Consider the following 25,848-nt stretch of genomic DNA (forward strand, 5'->3'; position numbering starts at 1 on the left):
AACGGGATCAGGCGGCGCGCGGCAGCGCGGCCTCGTCTTCACCGGTGGTTTCCTCGGCCTGCTGCAGCAGCGCGGTCAGGGCGTTGACGACGTCCTGCAGCGTGCGCACCGATTTGAAGGCCTCGGGCTGCAGGCGCTTGCCCACCAGGGGCTTGAGCTTGACGATGAGGTCCACCGCGTCGATGGAGTCGATGTCCAGGTCGTCGTACAGCCGGGCTTCCGGGCGGATGCGCTCGGGCTCGATGTCGAAGGTCTCGACCAGGATGGCCGACAGGCGCGTGTAGATGTCGTGTTCGGTCATGGTGTGAACTCCCTGGCGATTCAGCCCTTGCGGCTCGTGGCCACGAAAGCTGCCAAAGCCCGGATGGAGCGGAAATGGCGGCGGGTTTCCTCCGAATCGGCCGACATGGTGACGCCATAGCGCTTTTGCAGCGCCAGGCCCAGCTCGAGCGCGTCGATGGAATCCAGTCCGAGGCCTTCGACGAAGAGCGGCTGCTCGGCGTCGATGTCGTCTGCGCTCATGTCCTCGAGATTCAAGGCGTCGATGAGCAAGGTCTTGATTTCAAGTTCCAGGCTCTGTTCCATCGCCTTTTCCCCCAGAAAAATAGTCCCGCAAGTATCCCGTGAGCCGTCTTGCAGCGAGCGGGAATTCTCCGTGAGCACCCTCTAGAAAGGGTGTCACGGCGATGTCCTCGCCCACATCCAGACTCAGGTGTAACGGCCGGTCGTGGGTTTTCCACCACGGCCAGCCTTTGCTCAATCCCAGCGGCTCGCAGCGAATGCGCACTGGCGTGATGGCCACGCCCGTGCGCAGGGCCAATTGGGCCGCACCGCGCTGCAACTGCAAAGCATGCCCGGGCCTGCTTCGGGTGCCTTCGGGAAAAATTACCAGATTGCTGCCCGCCTGGAGGCTGGCGTTGAAACCTTCCAACACCTCGCTGCCACGGTCGTTACGCAAATAGTTGCAGGCCCGCACCGGCCCCCAGGTGAAGGGGTTGTCGCCCAGCCCGGCACGCACGACGCAATCGGCGTTGGGCGTGCGCCCGATCAGCGCCACCACGTCGATCAGCGTCGGGTGGTTGGCCAGCACCAGCAGGCCACGCCGCTGCAAGCGCTCGGCGCCCGTCCAGCGCACGCGCACCAGACCGAGCAGCGTCATCAGGCCGATAAAGCCGCGAAAGCTGGCCCCCACCAGCGCACGTGACCAGCGGATGCGGCGCACCGGGTCCCACACCAGCAGGTTGATCAGCGGGAAGGCGAGCACGCCCATCAGCAGGCCGCCGATGCCGAAGCAGGCGAAGCTCAGACCCGTGGCCGGCACCCGCCAGGCACGGGACCAGGCCCGGGACCAGTCGGACAGCAGGCTATCGAGCGACGACATGGCGCCACTGCCAGTCCGCGGCGCCGTCCACCTGGCGCAGCTCGGCGGCGGGGTCGAGCAGCCACTGCAGCAGCTGCAGATTGGGCGACAGCGTGCTGGGCGACGCATTCGCCAGCGCGGCCTGGCGCGTCAGTTGCACGGCCGGCTCGCCGGCGCGCGCCACACGCAGACGCAGCGCAAAGGCATGCGGCGGGGCGATCAGGGCGTCCAGCCCGGTATGGGCATACAGCACCGGCAGCGGCGCGTCGAACACCGTCAGCAGCACGGCGGGCGCGCCGGCGGCCAGCAGCGCATGGGCTTCGACCCAGCCGGCGGCAGCGCTGACCTCGCCCGCGGCCACCGCGCTGACATTGGCGGTGATACCGCGCTGGATGGAGTACTGGGCGCCGATGGCGTTGTGCACCGAGTGGCTGAAGGCGGTCGGTGACAGCGCCTCGCCCTGAGCCAGGTCCTGCAGCATGGCGACCGAGCGCGCCAATTCTCCCCAACGCGACGCGAACACCAGTGGCATGGCCGCCAGCGCCGCCGCGTCGACGCCCTGCTGGGCCCAATAGGCCACCTGCAGGGCAGCGCGCCCCAGCGGGTCGATGCGCCGCCGCGCCATCGCCGGCACTTCCGGCAGCGGTGGCGCGGCCGGTGCGTCGGCGGTAACCGGTTGCGGCTGACGCAGCCAGGCCCGCCAGTCGTCCTGGGATGCCAGACCCGGCGCCCACGCCGCCCACTGCTCGACGTGCAGGGCCAGGCCGTCCTGGGCGGCTACGGGGGCAGCGGTGGGCGTGGTCATGGGCGGGTCTGAAAGTAGAAAACCCGCCAAGAGGCGGGCTTGCGGTTGAGCCAGGGAATGCCCTTAGCTTTTCGCGCGGAACTTACGCAGCGCCGCGACCTGGGCCGCCAGCGTGAGCAGCTCGTTCTGGATCGCGGCCTGGTCGAGTTCGCTCTTGGCGTTCTTCAGCGCTTCCTCGGCTTGCTTCTTGGCCTCGATGGCCTTGGCTTCATCGAGGTCCTTGCCGCGGATGGCGGTGTCGGCCAGCACGGTCACGCGGTTCGGCTGCACTTCGAGAATGCCGCCGGCGACGAAGACGAACTCTTCGGTGCCGTCCGGGCGCTCGATGCGCACGGCGCCTGGCTTGATGCGAGTGATCAGCGGCGTGTGCTTCGGCAGGATGCCGAGCTCGCCACTCTCGCCCGGCAGGGCGACGAACTTGGCCTCGCCCGAGAAGATCAGCTCTTCGGCGGAGACCACGTCGACGTGGAGGGTTGCCATGTTCAATCTTCCTTAGCTAACCATTGAAGAAGTCCTGCGGGAGACGGGACGCCGAGACGTCCCCGTCAACCTCACTGGATCTTCTTGGCCTTCTCGAAAGCTTCGTCGATGGTTCCCACCATGTAGAAAGCCTGCTCCGGCAGGTGGTCGCACTCACCAGCCACGATCATCTTGAAGCCGCGGATGGTTTCCTTCAGCGGCACGTACTTGCCGGGCGAGCCGGTGAAGACTTCGGCGACGTGGAAGGGCTGCGACAGGAAGCGCTGGATCTTGCGGGCGCGAGCCACCGACAGCTTGTCTTCCGGCGACAGTTCGTCCATGCCCAGGATGGCGATGATGTCGCGCAGTTCCTTGTAGCGCTGCAGCACCTGCTGCACGGCACGGGTCGTCGTGTAGTGCTCTTCGCCGACGACGTTGGGGTCGATCTGGCGGCTGGTCGAGTCCAGCGGGTCCACGGCGGGGTAGATGCCCAGCGAAGCGATGTCGCGCGACAACACGACGGTGGCGTCCAAGTGGGCGAAGGTCGTGGCGGGGGACGGGTCGGTCAAGTCATCCGCAGGGACGTAGACGGCCTGGATGGACGTGATCGAGCCGACCTTGGTCGACGTGATGCGCTCTTGCAGGCGGCCCATTTCCTCGGCCAGCGTTGGCTGGTAGCCCACGGCGGAAGGCATGCGGCCCAGCAGTGCGGACACTTCCGTGCCGGCCAGCGTGTAGCGGTAGATGTTGTCCACGAAGAACAGCACGTCCTTGCCTTCGTCGCGGAAGGACTCGGCGATGGTCAGGCCGGTCAGTGCCACGCGCAGACGATTGCCCGGGGGCTCGTTCATCTGGCCGTAGACCATGGCAACCTTGGAGTCTTCCAGCTTGTCCTGGACCACGACGCCGGAGTCCGACATCTCGTGATAGAAGTCGTTGCCCTCACGGGTGCGCTCACCCACGCCGGCGAACACGGACAGACCGCTGTGCGCCTTGGCGATGTTGTTGATGAGCTCCATCATGTTGACGGTCTTGCCGACGCCGGCGCCACCGAACAGACCCACCTTGCCGCCCTTGGCGAACGGGCAGATCAAGTCAATGACCTTGATGCCGGTTTCCAGCAGGTCCTGCGACGGGCTCAGCTCGTCGTAGGCCGGAGCGGCACGGTGGATGGAGGCGGTCAGCTCGGAAGAGACCGGGCCGCGCTCGTCGATGGGGTTGCCCAGCACGTCCATGATGCGGCCGAGGGTTGCCTTGCCGACCGGCACCTTGATGGTGTCGCCGGTGTTGAAGACTTCGGTGCCGCGGCGCAGGCCGTCGGACGAACCCAGCGCAATGGTGCGGACGACGCCGTCGCCCAGCTGCTGCTGGACTTCCAGCGTCAGTGCCGAGCCTTCCATCTTCAGCGCGTCGTACACCTTGGGCATGCGGTCGCGCGGGAATTCCACGTCGACGACGGCGCCAATGCACTGAACGATCTTGCCGACTGCTGCTTGAGTGTTAGCCATTTTTGCGTTCCTTCAATTCAATTCTTTGCGTGCCGGGTGACTCAACCGACCGCGGCGGCGCCGCTGACGATCTCGGACAACTCTTTGGTGATCGCGGCCTGACGGGTCTTGTTGTAGACCAGCTTCAGCTCACCGATCAGCGTGCCGGCGTTGTCGGTCGCGGCCTTCATGGCCACCATGCGGGCGGACTGCTCGCTGGCCATGTTTTCGGCAACGGCCTGGAAGACCAGGGCTTCCGTGTAGCGCACCAGCAGTTCGTTGATGACGGTGGCGGCGTCCGGCTCGTAGATGTAGTCCCACGAGTGGCCGGCCTTGTCCGTCACCATGTCGTCGGCCTTCAACGGCAGCAGCTGGTGCACCTTCACCTCTTGCTTCATCGTGTTGATGAACTGCGTGTAGCAGAGGTAGACGGCGGACAGCTTGCCTTCGGCGTACTGGTCGAGCAGCACCTTGACCGGGCCGATGAGGGCCTCAATGTGGGGCTGGTCGCCGAGCTGCGTCGCGTGGGCAACGACCTTGGCGCCGATGCGGTTCATGAAGCCCAGGCCCTTGCCGCCGATGGCGACGACCTCGGCCTTCTGGCCCGCGGTTTCCAGTTCCTTGAGCTTGGCCGTGGCCGCGCGCAGCAGGTTGGTATTGAGACCACCGCACAGGCCCTTGTCCGTCGTGACGACGACCATGCCGACCGCCTTCACGCCCTCGTTCTTGACGAGGAAGGGATGGCGGTACTCGGGATTGGCCTTGGCGAGGCTGGCCGCGATGTTGCCGATCTTCTCGGCGTAGGGGCGAGCCGACCGCATCCGCTCCTGCGCCTTGCGCATCTTGGACGCGGCGACCATTTCCATCGCCTTGGTGATCTTCTTGGTGTTCTCGACCGACTTGATCTTGCCGCGGATTTCTTTGCTTGAAGCCATGCAAATTCCTTAGTCAGTTGGGGACAGAGCTTTTCGCTGCGCTCAAAGGTCTGTCCCGCAAGGTCATCGGCTTCTTAAGCGAACGACTTCTTGAAAGAAGTGATCGCGGCGTTCAGTTCAGCTTCCGCATCCTTGTCCATCGCCTTGTCCGCTTCCAGCTTGGCAAGCAGCGCGGCGTGGCTGGTCTTCAGGTACTGGTGCAGGCCGTGTTCGAAGGCCAGGACCTTCTTCACTTCGATGCTGTCCATGAAGCCCTTGTTGGCGGCGTACAGCGACGCAGCCATCAGCGAGATGGACAGCGGCGAGTACTGGGCTTGCTTGAGCAGTTCCGTCACACGGGCACCGCGGTCCAGCTGCTTGCGGGTGGCTTCGTCCAGGTCGGAAGCGAACTGCGCGAACGCAGCCAGCTCACGGTACTGCGCCAGGTCGGTACGGATACCGCCGGACAGCGACTTGATCAGCTTGGTCTGGGCTGCACCGCCGACGCGCGACACCGAGATACCGGCGTTGATGGCGGGGCGGATACCGGCGTTGAACAGGCTGGTTTCCAGGAAGATCTGGCCGTCGGTGATCGAGATCACGTTGGTCGGCACGAAGGCGGACACGTCGCCGGCTTGCGTTTCGATGATCGGCAGTGCCGTCAGCGAACCGGTCTTGCCCTTGACTTCACCCTTGGTGAAGGCTTCGACGTAGTCGGCGTTCACGCGAGCGGCGCGCTCCAGCAGGCGGCTGTGCAGATAGAACACGTCGCCGGGGTAGGCCTCGCGGCCCGGCGGGCGGCGCAGCAGCAGCGAAACCTGGCGGTAGGCGACGGCCTGCTTGGACAGGTCGTCGTAAATGATCAGCGCGTCCTGGCCGCGGTCGCGGAAGTACTCGCCCATCGTGCAGCCCGAGTAGGCCGACACGTACTGCATCGCGGCGGACTCGGAAGCCGAGGCGGCGACAACGATGGTGTATTCCATCGCGCCGGCTTGTTCCAGCGAGCGCACCACGTTCTTGATCGACGACGCCTTCTGGCCGATGGCGACGTAGACGCAGGTCATGTTCTGACCCTTCTGGTTGATGATCGCGTCGATGGCGACGGCGGTCTTGCCCGTCTGACGGTCACCAATGATCAGTTCGCGCTGGCCGCGGCCGACGGGAACCATCGAGTCAATCGACTTCAGGCCGGTCTGCACAGGTTGGTCGACCGACTTGCGGGCGATCACGCCCGGGGCGACCTTCTCGATGACGTCGGTCATCTTGGCGTTGATCGGGCCCTTGCCGTCGATCGGCTCGCCCAGCGCGTTGACGACGCGGCCGATCAGCTCGGGGCCGACCGGCACTTCCAGGATGCGGCCCGTGCACTTGACAGTGTCGCCTTCCGAGATGTGCTCGTAGGCACCCAGAATCACGGCGCCGACGGAGTCGCGCTCGAGGTTCAGCGCGAGGCCGAAGGTCTGGCTGCCGTCCTTGGCGACCGGGAATTCGAGCATTTCGCCCTGCATCACGTCGGACAGGCCGTGGACGCGGACGATGCCGTCGGAAACGGACACGACGGTGCCCTGGTTGCGGATGTCCGTGCTGCCACCAAGACCCTCGATGCGGCTCTTGATCAGTTCGGAAATTTCAGCGGGATTCAGTTGCATGCTAGGTCTCCCAGGTGGCCGTTCCTTCGCCGGATCAAGGGCGGGGGTCAGACGCGGGGTAAATCGGAATGTCTTGCGGGTGTCCAGCTGCGGATCAGGCAGTCAGCGCAACTTTCATGCGCTCAAGGCGGGCCTTGACGGAGGTGTCCAGCACCTCGTCGCCGACGACGACGCGAACGCCGCCAATCAGGCCGGGCTCCAGCTGCACATGGGCTTCGAGCTTGCGGCCGAAGCGCTTCTCCAGCGACGCCTTGAGTTCGGCGAGCTGAGCGTCGCTGATCTCGTAGGCGCTGAAGATCTGCGCGTCGGACACGCCCGAAGCGGCGTTGGCCAGCACGTGGTACTGGGCCACGATCTCGGGCAGTGCAGCCAGGCGGCCGTTCTCGACGATGGCGCGCAGGAAGTTCTGCACACCGGCGGCGAGGTCTTGCTTGGCCGCGGCGGCGATGACCGCAACGACTTGCTCAACCTGGGCCTTAGGGTGATCGGCGAACTGGCGCAGATCGGCGTCCTGCGCCACCTGGGCCAGCGCGTCGAGCTGCCGGCCCCAAGAGCTCAGGTCTTGCGACTTGGCGACCTGGAACAGGGCTTCCGCGTAGGGGCGGGCGATGGTGGCGATCTCGGCCATTTACAGCTCCGTCTTCAGGCGAGCCAGCAGCTCGGCGTGAACGCCGGCGTTGACTTCCTTCTGCAGGATCTGCTCGGCGCCCTTGACGGCCAGTGCAGCGACTTGCTCGCGCAGGACTTCGCGAGCGCGGGAAACCTGCTGCTCGGCGTCGGCCTTGGCGGCGGCCAGGATCTTGGCGCCTTCTTCTTCGGCCTTGCCCTTGGCGGCGTCGACGATGGCAGCGGCGCGCTTCTCGGCGTCCGAGATCAGCTTGCCGGATTCAGCCTTGGTCTGAGCCAGTTCCTTGGCGATCTGCGCTTCGGCGCCGGCCAGTTCGGCCTTGGCCTTGTCGGCTGCGGACAGGCCAGCGGCGATCTTCGCGGCACGCTCGTCGAGCGCCTTGATGATCGGCGGCCACACATACTTCATCGTGAACCCGACCAGGATCAGGAACACGATCATCTGAACGATGAGCGATGCGTTAATAAACACCTTGGTGCCTCACAAAGTTTCGAGTGCGGAAACCGCCGGGGCAACCTTGGCCACGGCGGGTCGACAGCATCGAATTACTTGGCGCCAGCAGCCAGCGCAGTAGCGATCTGGCCCAGGAACGGGTTGGCGGTGGCGAACCACAGGGCGATACCCGTGCCGATGATGAAGGCCGCGTCGATCAGGCCGGCCAGCAGGAACATCTTGGTCTGCAGTTCGTTCATCAGCTCAGGCTGACGAGCGGCGGACTCAAGGTACTTGCTGCCCATGATGCCGATGCCGATACAAGCACCGAAGGCGCCCAGACCAATGATCAGACCAGCGGCGAGGGCAACAAAGCTAATGACTTCCACGATGACTCCTTGAGGGGAAAAAAGAGAGAAAGGGTTGAGGGAAAACTGCTTGGAAAAACTGGGGGACGGCTGCTGCGGGATCAGTGCGCGTCGTGGGCCTGGCCGATGTAGACCAGCGTCAGCATCATGAACACGAAGGCCTGCAACGTGATGATCAGGATGTGGAAGATCGCCCACACCGAGCCCGCGATGATGTGGCCGATGGCCAGGCCGATGCCGGTGGCCGACAGGCTCCAGGCGCCGCCCATCAGGGCGATCAGCATGAAGATCAGTTCGCCGGCATACATGTTGCCGAACAGTCGCATGCCGTGGGAGACCGTCTTGGCGACGAACTCGATCAGCTGCATGGCCAGGTTGACTGGGTACAGATAGACCTTGTCGCCGAACGGTGCCGCAACGAGCTCGTGAGCCCAGCCGCCGGCGCCCTTCATCTTGACGTTGTAGATGAGGCAGGTGATCAGCACGCCAAGGGACAGGCCCATGGTCATGGACAGGTCCGCAGTCGGCACGACGCGCAGGTAAGCGTGGTGGTCACCAGTGAGGTTCTGCCAGATCCAGGGGAACAGATCCACCGGGAACAAGTCCATCGCATTCATCAGGAAGATCCAGACGAACACGGTCAGGGCCAGCGGCGCGACGAGCTTGCGGCTGTTGGCGTTGTGGACGATGCCCTTGGCCTGATCGGCAACGATCTCGACCAGGATTTCGACGGCGGCTTGAAAACGGCCCGGGACGCCCGAAGTAGCAGCCTTCGCGGCGCGCCACAGCAAGAAGCTGCCCACCAGACCCAGCAGCACGCTGAAGAAGATGGAGTCGAGGTTGACGACGGAGAAGTCGACGATGCCTTGCTGCTTGCCACTCTGCGCGTGGTTCAAGTGGTGAATGATGTATTCACCAGCGCTCGGGGCTGCTGTTTCGTGGCCTTCTGCTGCCATGTTTCGTTCTGCCTCGTCAGGTCAATCTGCGGCCACGCCACGCGAGCGCCAGCCAGTTCACTTTGATGCACACCGCGAGGGTGACCAGCAGGGCTGGCCAGCTCAGGCCCGGCACCACCTTTGGCGCCAGCACCAGCATCGCGATCGATGCACCGATTTTCAAAAATTCCCAACCCATGAACCCGGCAGCCGCACCGACCGCTGAATCCACGCGCTTTGTCATGCCCCGCGCCAGCAGCATGTTTGGCAGCACCACCGCCGCGACGCCATAGAGCGCCGAAACCATGGCCACGCCGGACGCCGTCCACAGCCGGATCACGGCCACGCACAGCAAGCCTGCCACCAGCTGCATCCCCAGCACACGCCAGGGCGACAACATCGGCAACGCCGACTTCAGCGCTGCCGCCTGCTCAGGGCTCAGGGCCTTGACGGGCAGCTCCTCTTTGTCGTCGTCCCAGCCGCCGGCCGTCGAAACGGCGGGGGGCCAGGTCTTTCGGGGGCCGTTCTCGGTCATGGCGCCAGGGTCCTGGGGTGGGCGGCTCAACCCCCCAAACTACCAGGAGCTGATTGCACCGGGATGACGCACGGGCGCCACCCAACAAAGCCAGTCATTATATGTGACGAGTTACACCGGGGTAAATACGCCCCCAGGCCGACACAGGATTCAGGCGCTTGTCAGGGTCGCGGGCAAGCCCGGCACGTCGACGCGCAGTTGCAGCACGGCGCCAGCGAGCGGCTCGCGTTCCAGTTCGTCGGCGGGGCGCTTCTCGCGCGCCGTCGTGATGAAGAGGGTGCGCAAGTCAGCGCCGCCGAAGGTGGGCATGGTCGGGCAGGTCACCGGCAACTCGACACGCTGCACAACTTCGCCGGTCGGCGCAATGCGCAGCAGGCAGCCACCTTCAAACATCGCGGCCCAGTAGTGGCCTTCAGCATCCATCGCTGCACCGTCAGGGCGGCCTCCGTAGGCCTCGCCCGGCGCGCGCGGCTTGAATTCGGCGAAGACGCGCGGGGAAGACAGCGCGCCGGTCGCCACGTCGAAGTCCGCGACGTAGATGCGATGGGCCTTGGTATCGGACCAGTGCATGCGGTGGCCGTCGGGACTCCAGGCCAGACCGTTGGATGTCGTCAAGCCGGGCACCTGAGATTCAAAGACCTTGCCGTCGAAGCGATACAGCGCCGCCTCGGGCTCACGCGCATCCGAGATGCTGCCGATCCACAAACGCCCGGCAGGGTCGACCTTGCCGTCGTTGAAGCGCAGCCTTGCAGGGTCGTAGGGTGGCGGGCTGACGAGTTGCTGCGCACCGGTAGTCGTGTCCAGCGCCCACAGGCCGTCGCGCCGCGCGACGAGCAGGCCGCCGCCGGCGCGAGCCGCGATGCAGCCGGGCTCCGCCGCCTGCGGCCACACGTCTGGCGCGTCGATGCCCGCGCGCCAGCGCAGCACCTGACGGCCCGGAATGTCGACCGCATAGAGCTGCAGTTCGGTGGGATGCCAGAGCGGCGATTCGCCAAGCAGGCAGCGGTGCTCGCCGAGGGGCTGGATGTCGTGTTCGAGTGCCATGCCGGCACTCTAGGCGGTTATCCGAAGTAACTCGGCCGGAAGGCGCCGAGCTCGGCCTTCAGATAGTGGGCGCCGGGGATGGGGTTGAAGTAGAACGGCGGCACCTCGGCAAAGCCCAGGCTTTCGTAGAGCCCACGGGCGGCTTCCATGTCATCCAGCGTGTCGAGCAGCATGGACGAATAGCCGGCCTCGGTGGCGCGATCCATCAGCGCCTGGGCCAGGATGCGGCCCAGGCCAAAGCGGCGGAAGGCCGGGCGCACGAAGAGGCGCTTCATCTCGCAGGCGTTCGGGTAGTCGGCGTCGGGCAGGGGCCGGAAGGCGCCGCTGCCGGCTATTGCGCCATCGACCGTTGCCAGCAGCATCAGCCCGCCGGGTGGTGCATAGGCGCCGGGCAAGGCAGCGAGCTCCTCTTCGAAACCCTGGAAGTCCAGATCGATGTCGAGGCTGTTGGCGTAGTCGCGCAGGACGAATCGAGCCTCCTGCCAGTCCTCGGGCGATTCAGGCGTGATGAGCTGTATGTCGGGGCCGGCCATAGGCGTCGCAGTTTAGCCAGCGGGATCAGGCTGCAAATCCCAAGACCACGCGGCGGGTCTTGGCGCTCTTCTTCTCTATTTTGGTGACGACGACTTTGCCGATCTCGGCGGTATTGCCGACATGCGTGCCGCCACAAGGCTGCAGATCCACGCCCTGCACCTCCAGCACTCGAATACGCCCCAGCCCGCGTGGCGGCTGCACGCTCATCGAGCGAACGAGCCCTGGGTTTGCGTCCAATTCGTCTTCCGTGATCCAGCGGTGACCCACTGGACGCGCCTCTGCGACCAGCCGATCGAGCCCGGCCTGGATGGCTTCCTTGTCGAAGGGCTCGTCGGTATGGAAGTCCAGCCGCGCATAGCCTTCGGTGATGGAGCAGCCGTCGACCGGATAAGGCAGCAGCGCGCACAGCAGATGCGTCGCTGTATGGAAACGCCGGTGAGCCTGGCGGCGCGCGGCGTCGACCTCGATGCGCACCGCCGTGCCGACGGTGGGCAACTCGCCTTCGATCAGGTGGGCGATGGCCTCGGGGTGTTCCTTGCTCTTGCGCGTGTCGGTCACACGCCAGCGCTGCTCGCCCGCGATCAGCCAACCGGTGTCGCCGGCCTGGCCACCGCCGAGCGGGTAGCAGACGGTGCGGTCCAGCAGCACGCCGCCTTCGCCGTGAGCGGTGACGACGGCCTCGCAGGCCAGCAGCGTTGCGTCCTCGCGGAACAGGTCTTCGGTCTTCATCACCCGATCACTCCCAGTTCGACCTCGCCGAGCGGGGTGGCAAGGCGAGCCTTCAGGCCATCACGTGTCTCGAAGCCGAGCAGATGCACGCCCTGATCGGGCAGCGTGTCGGTCGGGTGGGCTTCGTCCCATTGGATGAGCACCGGCAACGCCTCGCGGCGCAGGCGGCGACCGTCCTCGCGCAGCGCGATGCGCCAGCGCAATGCGCCGCGTGAGGCGTCGACCGCCTCACCGGCGTCCACGCCCTCGCCGCGCCAATAGGCCAGCGCCGCGTCCAGGTTGGGGACGCGGGCGACCCAGTGGATGAGCCCCGGCCCCAGCGCCAACCGTTCGCGCAGTGCGGGCTGGTCAAGGTCGAACCAGCGTGGCCGGCCTGGCGGTGGCGCCGCGGGGTCGATGGCGATGATTTCCAGGTAGCAGCGCGGGTGATTGGGGCCGCTGATCGACACCAGGCGGTTGTGCGTGCCCATCAACGCATGCTTGCCGCCGGGTTGCGGCGTGACGCCGAGCACTCGATCGCACCAGGCGACGCCCTCTTCCAGCGTCGCGGCACCAACGACGAGATGGTCGAGTTCCATGCTCACAGCCTCACCTGGCCGTGGATCAGCGGCGTCACGTCGCCGCCAATCCAGGTGCCCTCGCCGTCGCGCTTCACATGCACGCGGCCGGCCCGACCGAGAGCGGCGCCTTGGGCGGCCACATAGCTGTCGCCCGCCAGACCGGACTCCTGCAACCACAACGCCAGGCCGGCGTTGAGGCTGCCGGTGACCGGGTCTTCGGGGATGCCGAGGTCGGGCACAAAGGCGCGCACCTCGAACTGGCATTCACCGCCGGCCGGGTAGGCACCAACGACGCCGAGCTTGAGCCCCTGCATCGCGATGAAGTCCGGCTGCAGCGCCAGCACGCTGGCCGCGTCGCCCAGGCGAGCGGCCATCCAGCCGGGGCCGTTGTCGACCCAGACCAGGTCGAGCAAGGCTTCAGGCGTGATGCGCAGCGCGGCAATCGCCTGTGCACGCTCCTCCGCGCCCACGACACCACTGCGCTTCAACGGCGGCGCGGCAAAGGCCAGGCGGGCGCCGTCGCGCTTCACCCGCACGAGGCCGATGGCACATTGCTGCACGACCTCACCGGCCTTCTTCGCATCGCCGCCACTGGCCAGGAAGGCATGGGCGCTGCCCAGCGTCGGGTGGCCAGCGAAGGGCAGTTCGCCGCCGGGCGTGAAGATGCGCACGCGGTAGTCGGCGCCCGGGTCGGTGGGCGGCAGCAGAAAGGTTGTCTCGGACAGATTGGTCCAGCGCGCGAAGTCGCTCATCTCGGCGTCGGACAGGCCGCTGCCGTCGATGACGACGGCCAGGGCATTACCCTTGAGCGGCACGGCGGTGAACACATCGACCTGGGCAAAGCGGCGCAACTGAGTCATGGCTTGATCACGGCTTGAGATATAGACCGGGGCGGACGATTTCCATGCCGCGCTGCGGCTTGGCCAGTGGCGAGAAGCCGTGGCCGGCGTAGACCGCATGGGCGTCGCGGGTGAAGAGCATGAAGCGGCGCAAGCCCTGCAGGTCGGCGTGGGCCAGCAGCGTCTCGATCATCCATTTCGCCAGGCCGTGGCCGCGGTGGGTATCGAGCACATAGACATCGCAGAGATAGGCGAAGGTCGTCCGGTCCGTCACGACGCGGGCAAAGCCGACCTGGCCGACCCCTTCGGCATGCAACGCGATGCACAGTGAGTTGGCAATCGAGCGCTCGACCAAGGCCAGCGGAATGCCTTCGGACCAATAGGCCCCGACGAGGAAGTCGTGCGCCGCCCGGGCGTCGATGTCCTCGGGCGCAAAGCTGAGCCGGTAGCCGTCGCGCTGCATCAGGGCGCGTGCTCCGCAACCGGCTCCAGCGCCTCGTGCAGCAGACGGCCGAGCTTCTCGACGCCATCCCGGATCAGGTCCGGTGTCAGCGTGACGAAGGACAGGCGCAGCGTGCGCGGGTCGGGCTGGTGGGCATAGAAGGCCGCGCCCGGCACATAGGCGATGCCGGCGTCCACGGCCCGGGGCAGCAGGGCCATCGCGTCCAGGCCTTCGGGCAGGCGGATCCAGAAGAACATGCCGCCCTGGGGCGACAGGTAGTCGCAGCCCGGCGGCAGATGCTCGCGCAGAGCCTCGGCCATCGCATCGCGGTTGGCCTTGTAGAGGGCGCGGATGGTGGGGATGTGGCCGTCCAGGAAGCCATCGCGGATGACCTCGTGGACGACGCGCTGATTGAAGCCCGGCGTGTGCAGGTCGGCGGCCTGCTTGGCCTGCAGCAGCTTCGGGTACAGCTCGGGCGGGGCGATCAGATAGCCGAGGCGAAAGCCCGGCGTCAGCACCTTGGAGAAGGAGCCCAGGTAGAGCGACCCTTCCGGCCATAGGCTGGATAGCGCGGCCGGCGGCGGCTCGTCGAACCAGAGGTCGCCATAAGGGTTGTCCTCGACGATGGGCACGCCGGCGCGGCGCGAGGCTTCGACGACTTCCACGCGGCGCTGAGCGCCCATGACGCGGCCGGTCGGGTTCTGGTAGTTGGGCAGCAGATAGCTGAAGCGCGTGCCGGGTGCGTCATGCGGCAGGGTCGCAATGGCCTCGGGGCGCGGGCCCTGGTCGTCGCTGGCGAGACTCGCAAAGATGGGCTCAAACGGCGTGAAGGCCTGCAGCGCACCGAGGTAGGTCGGCGTCTCGACGGCCACCGGCGCACCAGCGTCGCAGAGGATCTTGCCGACCAGGTCCAGCCCCTGCTGGGAGCCGCTGGTGATCAGCACCTGTTCCGGCGTCACGGTCATGCCGAGTGTTGCGACCCGCGCCGCCACCCATTCGCGCAGCGGCGCAAAGCCCTCGCTGGCCGCGTATTGCAGGGCCTCGCGCGGGTTCTTGCTCAGCACGCGGTCGCAGGCGGCCTTCAGCGCGTCGACCGGAAAGGTGTCCGCGCTCGGCAGGCCGCCGGCCATGGACAGGATGCCGGGCTTCTCGGTGACCTTGAGGATCTCGCGAATGATGGACGGGTTCATCCGCGCGGCGCGGCGCGCTTGGGTCCAGACGGTCGTCATGTCAGCCCCTCGTTCCATGAGTACATGGACCGATCCCCCGAGGGGATGGCGGTCCGGCTAGGGGCGGCCCGGCGCTCGGCCCGCCGGCCGGCAAAGACAGAATGGTGCATGGCAATCACTCGCGGGATTTCAAAGGAGTCAGCCTAGCATCCAGTCGACCGCCGCACGGGCCTGCAAATCGGTGGAGTCGAACAGCGGCAGGGCGGCAGCGCTGTCAGCGGGCAGCAGCAGGCCCAGCTCGGTGCAGCCAAGAATGGCGGCCTGTGCGCCGCGGTCGGCCAGGGCTGCAACCTGGGCGCGCAGGGCCTCGCGCGAGGCCGGTTCAAAGCGGCCGCGGCACAGTTCCTCGTAGATCAAGCGGTGCACTTCCGTGCGGCCTACCTCTTCGGGCGTGATGACCTCGATGCCAAATCGCTCCCACATGCGGTCGCGATAGAAGCCCTGCTCCATCGTGAAGCGCGTGGCCAGCAGGCCGGCGCGTTTGACGCCGGCCGCACGCAGCGCCTCGGCGGTCGCGTCGACGATGTGCAAGACCGGCAGGCCGGCCGCTTGCTCGATCTCGGTGGCGACCAGGTGCATGGTGTTCGTGGCAATCAGCAGCGCCTGCGCGCCGGCGCGCTTCAGGCCGGCGGCGGCTTCGCCCAGCACGCGCGCCGCTTCGGCCCATTGGCCGGCGGACTGCATGGCCGCAATCGGCGCGAAGTCGACGCTGTGCAGCACCAGCTGGGCGCTGTGCAGGCCCCCCAGGCGCGCGGCGACGCCGCGGTTGATCAGCGCGTACAGATGCTGGGTGGACTCCCAGCTCATGCCACCCAGGATGCCGAGGGTCTTCATGCAGCGCCTGCGAGATTCATGCGCCAGCCTCGCGCCGGCTTGGCCTCGACTCTGCGCTTGGGCGCGGGCTGCAGCAATTGAAAGGCTGCTTCCGGCCAGGCCTCGACAACGACCTCCTGACCAGCAGCCAGCGTCAGGCCCTCACCGGCACGCAGCCAGTGGTCGTCGGTGCCTCCCGAAATGGTCAGCCACAGCCGACCACCCGTCACGACGAGGCGGCGCGGCGTGCGAGCGGCAGCCAGGGTCAGCGCCTGGCCGGGCGCAAGTGGGATGGTGAATCGATCATTCATCACAGGCCTCCTTCAGTGAACCGGTTGCCGTTTGCCCAGCCACACGACCGCGAGCACGGCGGCGGCGAAGACCACGGTCATCGCATCCAGCCGCTCGCCCAGCAAGGGCACTGCGAACAGCATGGACAAAAAGGGTTGCAGCACCTGCACCTGGCTGACGCGCATCGTGCCGCCCAGGGCCAGGCCGCGATACCAGGCAAAGAAGCCGATCCACATCGACACCAGCGATACATAGGCAAAGCCGCCCCAGGCCGAAGCCGCCACCGGCGCCGTCGGCCGCGTCAGCACGGCCAGTGGCACGGTGAAGGGCAAGCTGATGACCAGCACCCAGCAGATCACCTGCTCGGCCGTCAGGGCGCTGGTGAGCCGCGCGCCGCTGACATAACCCGCCGACGCGCAGACCACAGCCCCCAGCAGAAGGCCGTCCGCCATCTCCAGCCCGCCCGCCCCGCGCCAGGCCGCAAAGCCGATCACCAATGCCAGCCCAGCCAACGCACAGATCCAGAACCCCAGGCTCGGCCGCTGGCGCAGCACCAGCGCGGCGATGACGGCCGTGGCCAGTGGCAGCACACCGGACACGACCGAGGCATGCACCGCGTCCACATGGCGGACTGCAAAGCCCAGCAGCAGCGGCCAGCCGAACACGACGCCAGCGGCCGTGAAGGCCAGCAGCTGCCATTCGCCGCCGCGCGGCCGTCGCGCGCCGGTGATCCAGAGATAGGCGATCGACAACAGCCCCGCCGCCACCGCGCGCCCGAAGGCGACAAAGGCCGGGTCGAGCTGGGGCGCCGCAGCGCTGCCACCGGCCAGCCGCGTCATCGGGATGCTGAGGGCGAACATGACGACGCCCGCCAGACCGAGCAGCAGGCCACGTGTCGCATCGGACGTGGTGGTCGTCGAGACCGTGGTGGACGTGGAAAACCCTGACATGGACTCAGTCTGAGGCATGACACCGATACAGAACCAGTACAGTCAGCCAACCTGACCAAGAATCTGTACTGCCATGCCCACCGGTACACACCCTCCCCTGCAGCGCGGCGCCAGCCTGCCGCTCGCCGGCCAGTTGGCTGAGCGCTATGCCCAGCGCATCCGGGAACGCCTGCTGCTGCCGGGCGCCCGCCTACCGTCGGTGCGCGACTGTGCGCGCCAGCATGGCGTCAGCCCGCACACCGTCGTCGCCGCCTATGACCAGTTGCAGGCCGCGGGGTTGCTGGAGGCGCGCCGCCAGCGCGGCTTCTTCGTGCGCGAGAGCCGCCCGGCCACCACTCGCGCCGCGCCGCGCCCGCAGGCCATGGCCATGCCGCGCCAGGCGCCGATGGATGCGACGGCGCTGATTCGCGGCATGTTCGAGGCCGACGCCGCGCGCTCACCGGGCCTGGGCACGCTGCCGGCCGACTGGCTGGACCCGACGCTGCTGCAGTCCGCGCTGCGCCGCCTGCATGCCGCCGACTGCCTGGCCCTGCAGGTCGGCTATGGCGACCCGATGGGCGACGACCGCCTGCGCGCGGCGCTCTCCCAGCGCCTGGACGACCTCGGCATCCACGCTGTGCCGGCACAGATCCTGACGACCAACGGCGCCACGCACGCGCTGGACCTCATCATCCGCACCCAGTTGCAGCCCGGCGACGCCGTCCTCGTCGACGACCCGGGCTGGGCCGTCATGTTTGCCCGCCTGACCCAAGGCGGCATTCGCCTGCTGCCGGTTCCGCGTGGCGCCCAGGGACCCGACCTGGAGGTACTGAGCGCGCTCGCCGCCGCCCATTCGCCGCGCGCCTACCTGACCGTGTCGGTGCTGCACAACCCGACCGGCCACAGCCTCAACCTGGCCAGCGCCCACAAGCTGCTGCGCCTGGCCGACGAGCACGACTTCTTCATCGTCGAGGACGACAGCTACGGCTTCCTCGCGCCCGAGCACCTGCCGCGCCTGGCGGCGCTGGACGGGCTGCGCCGCGTCATCTACGTGTCGGGCTTTTCCAAGGTGCTGACGCCGGCCTGGCGAGTCGGCTACCTGGCGGCCGCGCCCGAGCGCCTGCACGCACTGACCGACACCAAGCTGCTCGATGGCCTGACCAGCTCGGCCGTGCTCGAGCGCGCCGTGGCGCTGTGCCTGGAGCAGGGGCGGCTGCGCCGCCATGCGCAGCGCCTGCGCGAGCGCCTGGCCACCGCGCGCCAGCGCATCTCGGCCCTGGCCACCAAGCAGGGCTTCGCCTGGGCTGCGCCGCCGGACGGCCTGTTCGGCTGGCTGGACGTCGGCGTCGACACCGAGCGCCTGGCCCAGCCCCTGCTGGACGCGGGCTGGCTGATCGCGCCCGGTGCCCTCTTCAGCGCCACGCGCGCCCCCGGCTCGCTGGTGCGCATCAACATGGCCACCTCGCAGGACCCGGCCTTCTGGCGCGAGCTGCGCGCCGGCGTTGACGCCTTGAAAGGCCGCGCCGCGCTCCCCTAGGCTCATCCCCCTTGTTCGCTGGAGCAACCCCTGGGCGCTTGAGCGGCGCTGCACCGCAGCCTGGACGGGCGGGTCGACTTGGCGAGCTGGCAGTCGCATGTCGGCCGGCAGTTCGAGGCGGATGGCCACGCGGTCACGCCGCAAGCGCTGAGAGCCGATTTCTGCCGCCTGCAGGGCTGACAAAAAGTTCTCACTCCACCCGGACTTTTTCAAGGAGCCGCGCTCGGGCCGCCGGCAGAATCCGCGTCGCCCGGCGCCGCTGCGGCGCCCGATGTGGACATGAGCAACTCCTTGAAATTCCTTGTTGTAGACCCCCTTACCGGGGTTCAGACCTTTGCTCGCCAGCTGCTGCAAAGCCGCGGCTTCAGCGCCGACAGCATCCTGTGCTGCGCTGACACCGAGGCCGCCCTGGCCCAGGGCCTGCTCTTCAAGCCTCATTTCCTGATCACCGACTGGTTTGCCAAGGCGCCGCTCAGCGGCATCCAGCTCTGCCAGCGCCTGCGTGAGGTGCAGCCATCGCTGCATCTGTCGTTGCTGAGTTTCGAGGTGACGCCCGAACACCAGTTCGAGGCCGAGGCGCACGGCGCCGACTTCCTGCTGAAGAAGCCCTTCACCGCCGAGCAGCTCAAGGCGGAGATGACTCGCTCACTCGAGGCGCTGGCCAAGCGCTCGCCCGGCCTGCATGGCCAGGTGCGCGAGGCGATGCGCGCGGCCAAGCCGGCGCCGCGGCCGGCGTTGCCCGTCATTGCGCCCCAGCCCGTCATCAAGCCGGGCGACAAGGTGCGCTTCAACGGCGCCGTTCACGTGGCCCAGTACGTCGTGCACCGCCACGGCGAGACCGTGGTGCAGCTCAAAGGTCAGAACGGCTTTGTGTCGCTCGAGAAGCTGCAACCCGCCTGACATCAAGTCCCCTCGCCCAGTCCCGCCCCGCTGAACGCGGGCGCGCCTGGTCGGTCTTGCAGACCGCGCTGCGTCTTGAGCCGCAGCTCTTCGGCAGGCGCATGCCGCCCACTGGGCGCCATGTGTCCGGCCTCAGCCCCCGCGGGGACGGCGATGCTCACGGCATCGAGCCGTGAGCACATCGCCCGACGGGCCGGCTAGGGAGCGGCCCGGCGCTCGGCCCGGGCAAGGCACGACTGCCGCAGCACTCAGATCACGACGATGAGGATCATCAGCAGCGGATAAGGCAGGGCCACCGTCGGGCGCAGCGCGCTCTTCAGGTATTGCGTCACCAGGCCCAAGCCGCGCGGCCGGCTGGCGAGCCAGTCGCTGTGCAACTGCATTGCCACCGCCCCCTCGCCCGACTTCAGCCCCGCCTCGACAACGAGCAGGCGATCGCCCAGCCGCCCCTGGAAGGTCTTCAGCACGCCCTCCTGCAGCCACAGCAGGGCCAGCAGCGCCAGGGCCAGGGTGTTGTCCGGCACCAGCACGGTGGCCGCAAACGCCACCAGCTTCACACCCAGGGCCAAGGCCTCGTAGCGCTCGTGCTGCGCCTGCAGGGCCAACCATTCCTGGTGCAAGGCGTTCACTTCGCCTCCAACAGTTCCCACCGCTCCATCAGCACCAGCAGCTCGGCATCGATGTCGGCGGCGCGGTCGGTCACCTCGGCGATGCGGGTCGCGCCCTGCGCGTACAGCTCGCTACCGGCGATCAACGCGTTCAGCTGCGTCTGCTCGGCCTCCAGCGCGGCGATCTGCTTGGGGATCTCGTCGAGCTCGCGCTGCTCCTTGTAGCTGAGCTTGCGCTTGGTCGCGACGACCAACGCGGGCTCGGGCGCGGGCGGCGGTGTCGGAGCAGCCGCGGCCTTGGGTGCGGCCTGCGCCTGCAAAGCTGCGGCGCGCTTGGATTGCAGCAGCCAATCCTGCACGCTGCCCTCGTACTCGCGCCAGCGCGCGTCGCCTTCATAGACGATGGTGGACGTGACGACGTTGTCCAGGAAACGCCGGTCGTGGCTGACGAGGAAGACGGTGCCGTCGTACTCCGCCAGCAGCTCCTCCAGCAGCTCCAGCGTCTCGATGTCGAGGTCGTTGGTGGGCTCGTCCAGCACCAGCACATTGGCGGGCCGTGCGAACAGGCGTGCCAGCAGCAGGCGGTTGCGCTCGCCACCGCTCAGCGTTCGCACCGGCGAGTTGGCGCGTGCCGGCGAAAACAGGAAGTCGCCGAGGTAGCTCTTGACGTGCTTCTTCTGGTTGCCGATCTCGATCCACTCCGAGCCCGGGCTGATGGTGTCGGCCAGCGTCGCGTCGAGGTTCAGCGTGTCGCGCATCTGGTCGAAGTAGGCGACGCTCAGCCGAGAGCCCAGCCGCACCGTGCCGCTGTCCGGCGCCAGCTCGCCCAGGATCATCTTCAGCAGCGTCGTCTTGCCGGCGCCGTTGGGGCCGATGAGGCCGACCTTGTCGCCGCGCAGGATGGTGGACGTGAAGCCGCGCACGATGGCGCGATCGCCGTAGCTCTTGGACACATCCTCCAGCTCCGCGACGATCTTGCCGCTGGCGCCACCGGTGTCAATGTCCAGCCGCACCTTGCCCTGCACATCGCGCCGCGCCGCATGGGCCTGGCGCATCACTTCCAGGCGCTGAATGCGCGCGACGGAGCGCGTGCGACGCGCCTCGACGCCCTTGCGGATCCAGACCTCCTCCTGAGCCAGCAGCTTGTCGAAGCGCGCGTTGAACAGCGCCTCGTTCTCCAGCTCATAGGCCTTGGCGGCCTGGAAGGCAGCGTAGTTGCCCGGGTAGCCGCGCAGCTGGCCGCGGTCCAGTTCGACGATGCGGTTGGCGACGTTGTCGAGGAAGGCGCGGTCGTGGGTGATCAGCAGCAGCGAGCCCTTGAAGTCGTTCAGCAGGCCTTCCAGCCAGGTGATGGCGTCCAGGTCCAGGTGGTTGGTAGGCTCGTCCAGCAACAGCACGTCCGGTTGGGCGACGAGGGCCCGGCCAAGCGCGACGCGCTTCTTCAGGCCACCGGACAGCGTGCTCACCAGGCGCGAACCGTCCAGGCCCAGGCGGTGCAGGGTCTCCTCGACGCGCTGCTCCCAGTTCCAGGCGCCGATGTGCTCGATGCGCTCCTGCACCCAGGCCAGGTCATCGTTCTCATCATGGATCTCGTAGCGCTCGCGCAGCGCCTTGTGCTCGGCCACGCCCTCGCTGATGACGTCGAAGATGGTCGCGTCGCCGCGCAGCTCGGGCTCCTGCGGCACATAGACGTTGGTCAGGCCTTGCTGCTGCTGCAGCAGGCCGTCGTCGAGCTTCTCGAGGCCAGCCAGGATCTTCAGCAGCGAGGACTTGCCGGTGCCGTTGCGGCCGATGAGGCCGACGCGTTCGCCGACTTCGAGAGAAAAGCCAGCACCGTCGAGCAGGGCGACGTGGCCGAAAGCGAGGTGGGCGTTGGAGAGGGAGAGGACTGCCATCCCTCGATTGTCCCTCGGCGGTTCAAACGGCCCTCAGCGACGGCGTTGCCGACAGATGGCCCAGCACCTGCTCCATGACCGCCGGGTCGTTGAGCAGGCGGCGGTGGCCGAGGTTCTCGGTCACGTGCAGGCGGCCCGCCGCCAAGCCGGCCAGCAGGGTCTCGCTGCCGGTCAGTGGCGCCGTCAGATCGCCCCGGTCATGCACCAGCAGCGTCGGCTGGTTCACGCGCACGCCCAGCCAGCCGGGCTCGAAATGCCCCAGCGATGCGCCCTCGCTTTGCTCGATACGGCCGCGCATGCGCGCCGCCAGACCCTCGCCCGTGCCCATGGCCTGGGCGAACCAGCGCAGGAACTGCCAGGGTGGGGGCGCCAGCGCGATCAGCGCCGCCCGCCGCACCGGCAGGCCACGCGCCAATGCGTGGGACAGCGCCATCGCCCCCAGGGAATGCGCGACGACCCCATCCCACGGCCCGAAGCGGGCCGTGACGGCGAACAGCGCCCTCACCCACTGCAGCAGGTTGCTGCGCCAGCCGCTGCTGCGGCCGTGCGCCGGCAGGTCCAGCAGCACGGGCTCGAAGCCGGCCACCGCCAGCGTGTCGGCCAGCGGCCGCAGCTGCTGGGCATCGCCGGCCCAGCCATGGGTCAGCAGCACCTTGGGCCGGCCCGGTTCGCCATGCTCGATATCGCTGCGCTGCCAGACGCTGATGTGGCCACCTTCGAAGGGCAGTTGCCGCTCCACCCAGGGCCGCGGCACGTCGCGAGAACGGGCCAGCCATTTGGTCGGCATGGGCGTGAAGAACAGGCGCAGCGCCACGCGCGCGCCGAGGTCGGGCGACAGGCGATGCAGGCCACGCAACAGCGCCGCGATGCCGCGGGCGGTGGGCGAGGCGTAGAAGGCAGCGGCGGGGTTGTGGGAGGTGGTCACAGGGGCTCCATATTTCGCACGACCGTGCGACGAAAAGGCAAACGAAGAAGATCAGCGGGCAAAGGCGTCATCGATCAGGGAAGGCAGTCGTTCAGCAGGCGCTGCCAGGCACGCTCGGCGCGCTCACCGGCACGGGGGTCGCGCAGGAAGCGGGCGTCGTGCAGCAGGATGATGAAGATGGCGTCCATTTCGAACACCATCTGCTCGGCGTCGAGGTCGGCACGCAGATGGCCCGCTTCAACCGCCTGCAGCACGGTGCGCCGCAGCGTCGCGCGCCAGCGCAGTACACCGTCCAGCAGGTGCTCGCGCACCGGGCCCTCGCGGTCGTCATACTCGAAGGCACCGGCCGTGTAGAGGCAGGTCTTGTGGCGGTCGACGTCGCTGGCCCAGGCCAGCCAGCGGCGCATGACGGTCTGCAGCCGCGGCAGGCCGCGGGCCTCGCTCATGGCGGGCACGAAGACGGTCTGCACAAATCGCCTGTCGAATTCCAGCAGCACAGCCAGTTGCAGTTGCTCGCGCGAGCCCACGCGCGAAAACACGCCGCTCTTGGACAGGTCCAGCCGCTTGGCCACCTCACCGATGCTGATGCTCTCCAGCCCCTCGGTCACGGCCATGTCGAGTGCCGCGCCGACGATGGCGGCCAGCGTGATCTCGGCGCGTTCGCTGCGGGTTTCCATGCCCGCAATTTAGCACGACCGTGCGGGCCTCCGCTAGGGTGCCATGTGCGGGGTCTTCGCGTCCAGCACGGCTTCCGGCTCCTCGGCCTCGGCCGGCGTCTCGTTGTCCAGCACAGCCTGCAGTCGAGGCATGTCCAGGTCACCCGTCCACTTGCCCACCACCACCGTGGCGACGCCGTTGCCCACCAGGTTGGTCAGCGCCCGCGCCTCGGACATGAAGCGGTCGATGCCCAGGATCAGCGCCAGCCCCTCGACCGGCACATGGCCGACGGCCGACAGCGTGGCTGCCAGCACGATGAAGCCGCTGCCCGTCACGCCGGCCGCGCCCTTGGAGGTCAGCAGCAGCACGCCCAGCAGCGTCAGTTGCTGCATCAGGGTCATCGGCGTGTCGGTCGCCTGGGCGATGAAGACGGCCGCCATCGTCAGATAGATGGAGGTGCCGTCGAGGTTGAAGGAATAGCCGGTCGGGATGACGAGGCCGACGGTGGACTTGCGCACGCCGAGGTTCTCGAGCTTGGCCATCATGCGCGGCAGCACCGATTCGCTGGACGACGTGCCCAGCACGATGAACAGCTCTTCCTTGATGTACTTGATGAACTTCCAGACCGAGAAGCCATGCAGCTTGGCGATGGTGCCCAGCACGATGAAGATGAAGATCAGGCAGGTGGCGTAGAAGGCACCCATCAGCTTGGCCAGCGAGACCAGCGAGCCCAGCCCGTACTTGCCGATGGTGAAGGCCATCGCACCGAAGGCGCCAATGGGCGCAAGCTTCATGATCATGCCGACGATGGCGAACAGCACGTGCGAGGTTTTCTCGATGACGTCGAACACCAGCGTGCCACGCCCGCCGAAGCGGTGCAGCGCAAAGCCGAACAGCAGCGCGAACAGCAGCACCTGCAGCATCTCGCCCTTGGCGAAGGCGTCCACCACCGTGGTCGGGATGATGGCGAGCAGGAAGTCCACCGTGCCTTGCAGCTTGCCCGGCCCGGTGTACGCGGCAATGCCCTTGGTGTCCAGCGTCTTGGGGTCCACATGCATGCCGTCGCCCGGCTGCAGCACGTTGACGATGATGAGGCCGACGATCAGCGCGATGGTGGACACGGCCTCGAAGTACAGCAGCGCATAGCCGCCGGTCTTGCCGACACGCTTCATGTCCTCCATGCCGGCGATGCCCACCACCACCGTGCAGAAGATGATGGGCGCGATGATCATCTTGATCAGCTTGATGAAGCCGTCGCCCAGCGGCTTGAGCGCCTCGCCCGTCTGTGGCCAGAAGTGGCCGATCAGCACGCCGATGAGGATGGCTGTGATGACCTGCAGGTACAGCGAACGGTAGAAAGGCTGGCGGCCGGTGGCAGCTTGCATGCGTGTCTCCATCAGTTCTTCGAGCGGAACTGGCTTCGGCGGCAGCTTAGGTGCGAAGGCCGGCGGCGGCGACTGTGGCTTCCCACAAGAATTGCAAAGCCGGCGCCCAACCCCCTAGAACAATTGGCTCGCGTGGTGGCGCAGGTGGTCGCCCATGAAGCTGGCGATGAAGTAGTAGCCATGGTCGTAGCCGGCATGGCGGCGCAGGGTCAAGGGTTGACCCTTGGCGGCGCAGGCGGCCTCGAAGGCTTCGGGGTGCAGTTGCTCGGCCAGGAATTTGTCGGCCAGGCCTTGGTCGATGAGGATGCCCTCCGGGTAAGGGGCGCTGGCCTGTGACTGCATCAACGCGCTGGCGTCGTGGGCAGCCCAGGCGGCCCGGTCCTCGCCGAGATAGCCACTGAAGGCTTTCTGGCCCCAGGGGCATTGCATGGGTGCGGCGATGGGCGCAAAGGCCGACAGTGACGCGAAGCGGCCGGGATGGCGCAACGCCAGAGTCAGCGCGCCATGGCCTCCCATGGAGTGACCGAACAGGCCGGCGCGCGCGAGCCCGGTTTCGCGCTGCACCAGCGGCAGCAGCTCTCGCATCAGCCAGCTCTCCATGCGCCAGCGCCGGGCCCAAGGCTCGCGCGTCGCATCGAGATAGAAGCCCGCGCCGACGCCGAAATCCCAGGCCTCGCTCTCGCCTGCCACGCCGGCACCGCGCGGGCTGGTGTCGGGCGTCAGCAGGGCCAGGCCCAGCTCGGCCGCCAGCGCCTGCGCGCCGGCCTTGATCGCGAAGGTCTCCTCGTTGCAGGTCAGGCCCGCAAGAAACACCAGCAGCGCCTTGGGCTGCGGCGGCAGGAAGAGCCCGAAGCGCATGGGCAGGCCAATCTCGGCCGAGTCGTGCTGGTGGAAGCGCTGGATGCCGCCAAAGCAGCGGTGTTCGCTCAGGATCTGCATCAGTGCCCGCCCGGCCGCCC

31 protein-coding genes are annotated in these 25,848 nt (G+C 67.4%); 2 read left to right on the forward strand and 29 right to left on the reverse strand.

The window, feature by feature from the left end:
- Positions 1-7: 7 nt before the first annotated feature.
- The 23 genes from ASC91_RS28270 to ASC91_RS28380 all read right to left on the reverse strand — a co-directional run bounded on the left by ASC91_RS28270 (position 8) and on the right by ASC91_RS28380 (position 17,003).
- Complete coding sequence (locus ASC91_RS28270; RefSeq protein ID WP_056205534.1) at positions 8-301, reverse strand: acyl carrier protein; 294 nt, start codon at positions 299-301, stop codon at positions 8-10.
- 20 nt (positions 302-321) lie between these two features.
- The gene (locus tag ASC91_RS28275) at positions 322-585 is read right to left on the reverse strand and encodes a phosphopantetheine-binding protein (RefSeq protein ID WP_056205536.1); all 264 of its coding nucleotides are present in this window, start codon (positions 583-585) and stop codon (positions 322-324) included.
- Positions 563-1,381: a 1-acyl-sn-glycerol-3-phosphate acyltransferase gene (locus ASC91_RS28280; protein WP_157282225.1), complete on the reverse strand. Its 819-nt coding sequence runs from the start codon at positions 1,379-1,381 to the stop codon at positions 563-565. The genes ASC91_RS28275 and ASC91_RS28280 overlap by 23 nt, the downstream gene beginning before the upstream one ends.
- Positions 1,365-2,165 carry a beta-ketoacyl synthase chain length factor gene (locus ASC91_RS28285; protein WP_056205538.1) on the reverse strand — a complete coding sequence of 267 codons (801 nt, stop codon included), beginning with the start codon at positions 2,163-2,165 and terminating at the stop codon, positions 1,365-1,367. The genes ASC91_RS28280 and ASC91_RS28285 overlap by 17 nt, the downstream gene beginning before the upstream one ends.
- A 63-nt stretch (positions 2,166-2,228) precedes the next feature.
- Positions 2,229-2,645 (reverse strand): F0F1 ATP synthase subunit epsilon, encoded by a 417-nt coding sequence (locus tag ASC91_RS28290; RefSeq protein WP_056205540.1) that lies wholly within the window; start codon positions 2,643-2,645, stop codon positions 2,229-2,231.
- A 71-nt stretch (positions 2,646-2,716) separates the two neighbouring features.
- A complete protein-coding gene (atpD, locus tag ASC91_RS28295; RefSeq protein WP_056205542.1) occupies positions 2,717-4,132 on the reverse strand; it encodes a F0F1 ATP synthase subunit beta in 1,416 nt (471 codons plus the stop codon).
- A 41-nt stretch (positions 4,133-4,173) separates the two neighbouring features.
- A complete protein-coding gene (gene atpG, locus ASC91_RS28300; RefSeq protein WP_056205545.1) occupies positions 4,174-5,046 on the reverse strand; it encodes a F0F1 ATP synthase subunit gamma in 873 nt (290 codons plus the stop codon).
- A 74-nt stretch (positions 5,047-5,120) separates the two neighbouring features.
- Complete coding sequence (atpA, locus tag ASC91_RS28305; RefSeq protein WP_056205547.1) at positions 5,121-6,674, reverse strand: F0F1 ATP synthase subunit alpha; 1,554 nt, start codon at positions 6,672-6,674, stop codon at positions 5,121-5,123.
- A gap of 94 nt (positions 6,675-6,768) precedes the next feature.
- Positions 6,769-7,302, reverse strand: a complete 534-nt coding sequence (locus ASC91_RS28310) for a F0F1 ATP synthase subunit delta (protein ID WP_056205549.1) — start codon at positions 7,300-7,302, stop codon at positions 6,769-6,771.
- A complete protein-coding gene (locus tag ASC91_RS28315) occupies positions 7,303-7,773 on the reverse strand; it encodes a F0F1 ATP synthase subunit B (protein ID WP_056205551.1) in 471 nt (156 codons plus the stop codon).
- Between the two features lie 74 nt (positions 7,774-7,847).
- The gene (gene atpE / locus ASC91_RS28320) at positions 7,848-8,123 is read right to left on the reverse strand and encodes a F0F1 ATP synthase subunit C (protein WP_056205553.1); all 276 of its coding nucleotides are present in this window, start codon (positions 8,121-8,123) and stop codon (positions 7,848-7,850) included.
- An 80-nt stretch (positions 8,124-8,203) separates the two neighbouring features.
- On the reverse strand, positions 8,204-9,058 hold the full coding sequence (gene atpB, locus ASC91_RS28325; RefSeq protein WP_056205556.1) for a F0F1 ATP synthase subunit A: 855 nt from the start codon (positions 9,056-9,058) through the stop codon (positions 8,204-8,206).
- A gap of 16 nt (positions 9,059-9,074) precedes the next feature.
- Entirely contained in the window at positions 9,075-9,572 is a 498-nt protein-coding gene (locus ASC91_RS28330) for an ATP synthase subunit I (protein WP_056205558.1), read from the reverse strand.
- A gap of 150 nt (positions 9,573-9,722) precedes the next feature.
- The gene (locus ASC91_RS28335; protein ID WP_056205560.1) at positions 9,723-10,616 is read right to left on the reverse strand and encodes an SMP-30/gluconolactonase/LRE family protein; all 894 of its coding nucleotides are present in this window, start codon (positions 10,614-10,616) and stop codon (positions 9,723-9,725) included.
- A 17-nt stretch (positions 10,617-10,633) separates the two neighbouring features.
- Positions 10,634-11,149: a GNAT family N-acetyltransferase gene (locus ASC91_RS28340; protein WP_056205562.1), complete on the reverse strand. Its 516-nt coding sequence runs from the start codon at positions 11,147-11,149 to the stop codon at positions 10,634-10,636.
- Between the two features lie 25 nt (positions 11,150-11,174).
- Positions 11,175-11,879: an alanyl-tRNA editing protein gene (locus ASC91_RS28345; RefSeq protein ID WP_056205563.1), complete on the reverse strand. Its 705-nt coding sequence runs from the start codon at positions 11,877-11,879 to the stop codon at positions 11,175-11,177.
- Positions 11,879-12,457 carry a VOC family protein gene (locus tag ASC91_RS28350; protein WP_056205565.1) on the reverse strand — a complete coding sequence of 193 codons (579 nt, stop codon included), beginning with the start codon at positions 12,455-12,457 and terminating at the stop codon, positions 11,879-11,881. Before ASC91_RS28350 ends, ASC91_RS28345 begins: the two co-directional genes overlap by 1 nt.
- A 2-nt stretch (positions 12,458-12,459) precedes the next feature.
- A complete protein-coding gene (locus ASC91_RS28355; protein WP_056205567.1) occupies positions 12,460-13,299 on the reverse strand; it encodes a PhzF family phenazine biosynthesis protein in 840 nt (279 codons plus the stop codon).
- 7 nt (positions 13,300-13,306) lie between these two features.
- Entirely contained in the window at positions 13,307-13,741 is a 435-nt protein-coding gene (locus ASC91_RS28360) for a GNAT family N-acetyltransferase (protein ID WP_056205569.1), read from the reverse strand.
- A complete protein-coding gene (locus ASC91_RS28365; RefSeq protein ID WP_056205571.1) occupies positions 13,741-14,949 on the reverse strand; it encodes a PLP-dependent aminotransferase family protein in 1,209 nt (402 codons plus the stop codon). The genes ASC91_RS28360 and ASC91_RS28365 overlap by 1 nt, the downstream gene beginning before the upstream one ends.
- A gap of 138 nt (positions 14,950-15,087) precedes the next feature.
- Positions 15,088-15,783 carry an aspartate/glutamate racemase family protein gene (locus ASC91_RS28370; protein WP_056205572.1) on the reverse strand — a complete coding sequence of 232 codons (696 nt, stop codon included), beginning with the start codon at positions 15,781-15,783 and terminating at the stop codon, positions 15,088-15,090.
- Positions 15,780-16,073 carry a DUF2917 domain-containing protein gene (locus tag ASC91_RS28375; protein WP_056205574.1) on the reverse strand — a complete coding sequence of 98 codons (294 nt, stop codon included), beginning with the start codon at positions 16,071-16,073 and terminating at the stop codon, positions 15,780-15,782. Before ASC91_RS28375 ends, ASC91_RS28370 begins: the two co-directional genes overlap by 4 nt.
- Before the next feature lie 12 nt (positions 16,074-16,085).
- Entirely contained in the window at positions 16,086-17,003 is a 918-nt protein-coding gene (locus tag ASC91_RS28380) for a DMT family transporter (protein WP_056205576.1), read from the reverse strand.
- A 73-nt stretch (positions 17,004-17,076) separates the two neighbouring features.
- Between ASC91_RS28380 and ASC91_RS28385 the strand changes: the two genes are divergently transcribed.
- Positions 17,077-18,519, forward strand: coding sequence for a PLP-dependent aminotransferase family protein (locus ASC91_RS28385; RefSeq protein WP_056205578.1), 1,443 nt, complete (start codon positions 17,077-17,079; stop codon positions 18,517-18,519).
- A 279-nt stretch (positions 18,520-18,798) separates the two neighbouring features.
- Positions 18,799-19,419, forward strand: coding sequence for a response regulator (locus ASC91_RS28390; protein WP_157282227.1), 621 nt, complete (start codon positions 18,799-18,801; stop codon positions 19,417-19,419).
- Between the two features lie 248 nt (positions 19,420-19,667).
- Here the strand turns inward: ASC91_RS28390 and ASC91_RS28395 are convergent, their stop codons facing one another.
- The 6 genes from ASC91_RS28395 to fghA all read right to left on the reverse strand — a co-directional run bounded on the left by ASC91_RS28395 (position 19,668) and on the right by fghA (position 25,828).
- Entirely contained in the window at positions 19,668-20,048 is a 381-nt protein-coding gene (locus ASC91_RS28395) for a hypothetical protein (protein WP_056205581.1), read from the reverse strand.
- Positions 20,045-21,922 carry an ATP-binding cassette domain-containing protein gene (locus ASC91_RS28400; RefSeq protein WP_056205583.1) on the reverse strand — a complete coding sequence of 626 codons (1,878 nt, stop codon included), beginning with the start codon at positions 21,920-21,922 and terminating at the stop codon, positions 20,045-20,047. The genes ASC91_RS28395 and ASC91_RS28400 overlap by 4 nt, the downstream gene beginning before the upstream one ends.
- 22 nt (positions 21,923-21,944) lie before the next feature.
- Positions 21,945-22,847, reverse strand: coding sequence for an alpha/beta fold hydrolase (locus ASC91_RS28405; RefSeq protein WP_056205586.1), 903 nt, complete (start codon positions 22,845-22,847; stop codon positions 21,945-21,947).
- 74 nt (positions 22,848-22,921) lie between these two features.
- Positions 22,922-23,524, reverse strand: a complete 603-nt coding sequence (locus tag ASC91_RS28410; RefSeq protein WP_056205591.1) for a TetR/AcrR family transcriptional regulator — start codon at positions 23,522-23,524, stop codon at positions 22,922-22,924.
- 33 nt (positions 23,525-23,557) lie between these two features.
- Positions 23,558-24,889 (reverse strand): dicarboxylate/amino acid:cation symporter, encoded by a 1,332-nt coding sequence (locus tag ASC91_RS28415; protein WP_056205697.1) that lies wholly within the window; start codon positions 24,887-24,889, stop codon positions 23,558-23,560.
- A gap of 114 nt (positions 24,890-25,003) precedes the next feature.
- The gene (gene fghA, locus ASC91_RS28420; RefSeq protein ID WP_056205593.1) at positions 25,004-25,828 is read right to left on the reverse strand and encodes an S-formylglutathione hydrolase; all 825 of its coding nucleotides are present in this window, start codon (positions 25,826-25,828) and stop codon (positions 25,004-25,006) included.
- Between the last annotated feature and the right edge of the window lie 20 nt (positions 25,829-25,848).

Source organism: Pelomonas sp. Root1237, assembly GCF_001425055.1.
In the GTDB taxonomy this organism is placed as follows: domain Bacteria; phylum Pseudomonadota; class Gammaproteobacteria; order Burkholderiales; family Burkholderiaceae_C; genus Pelomonas.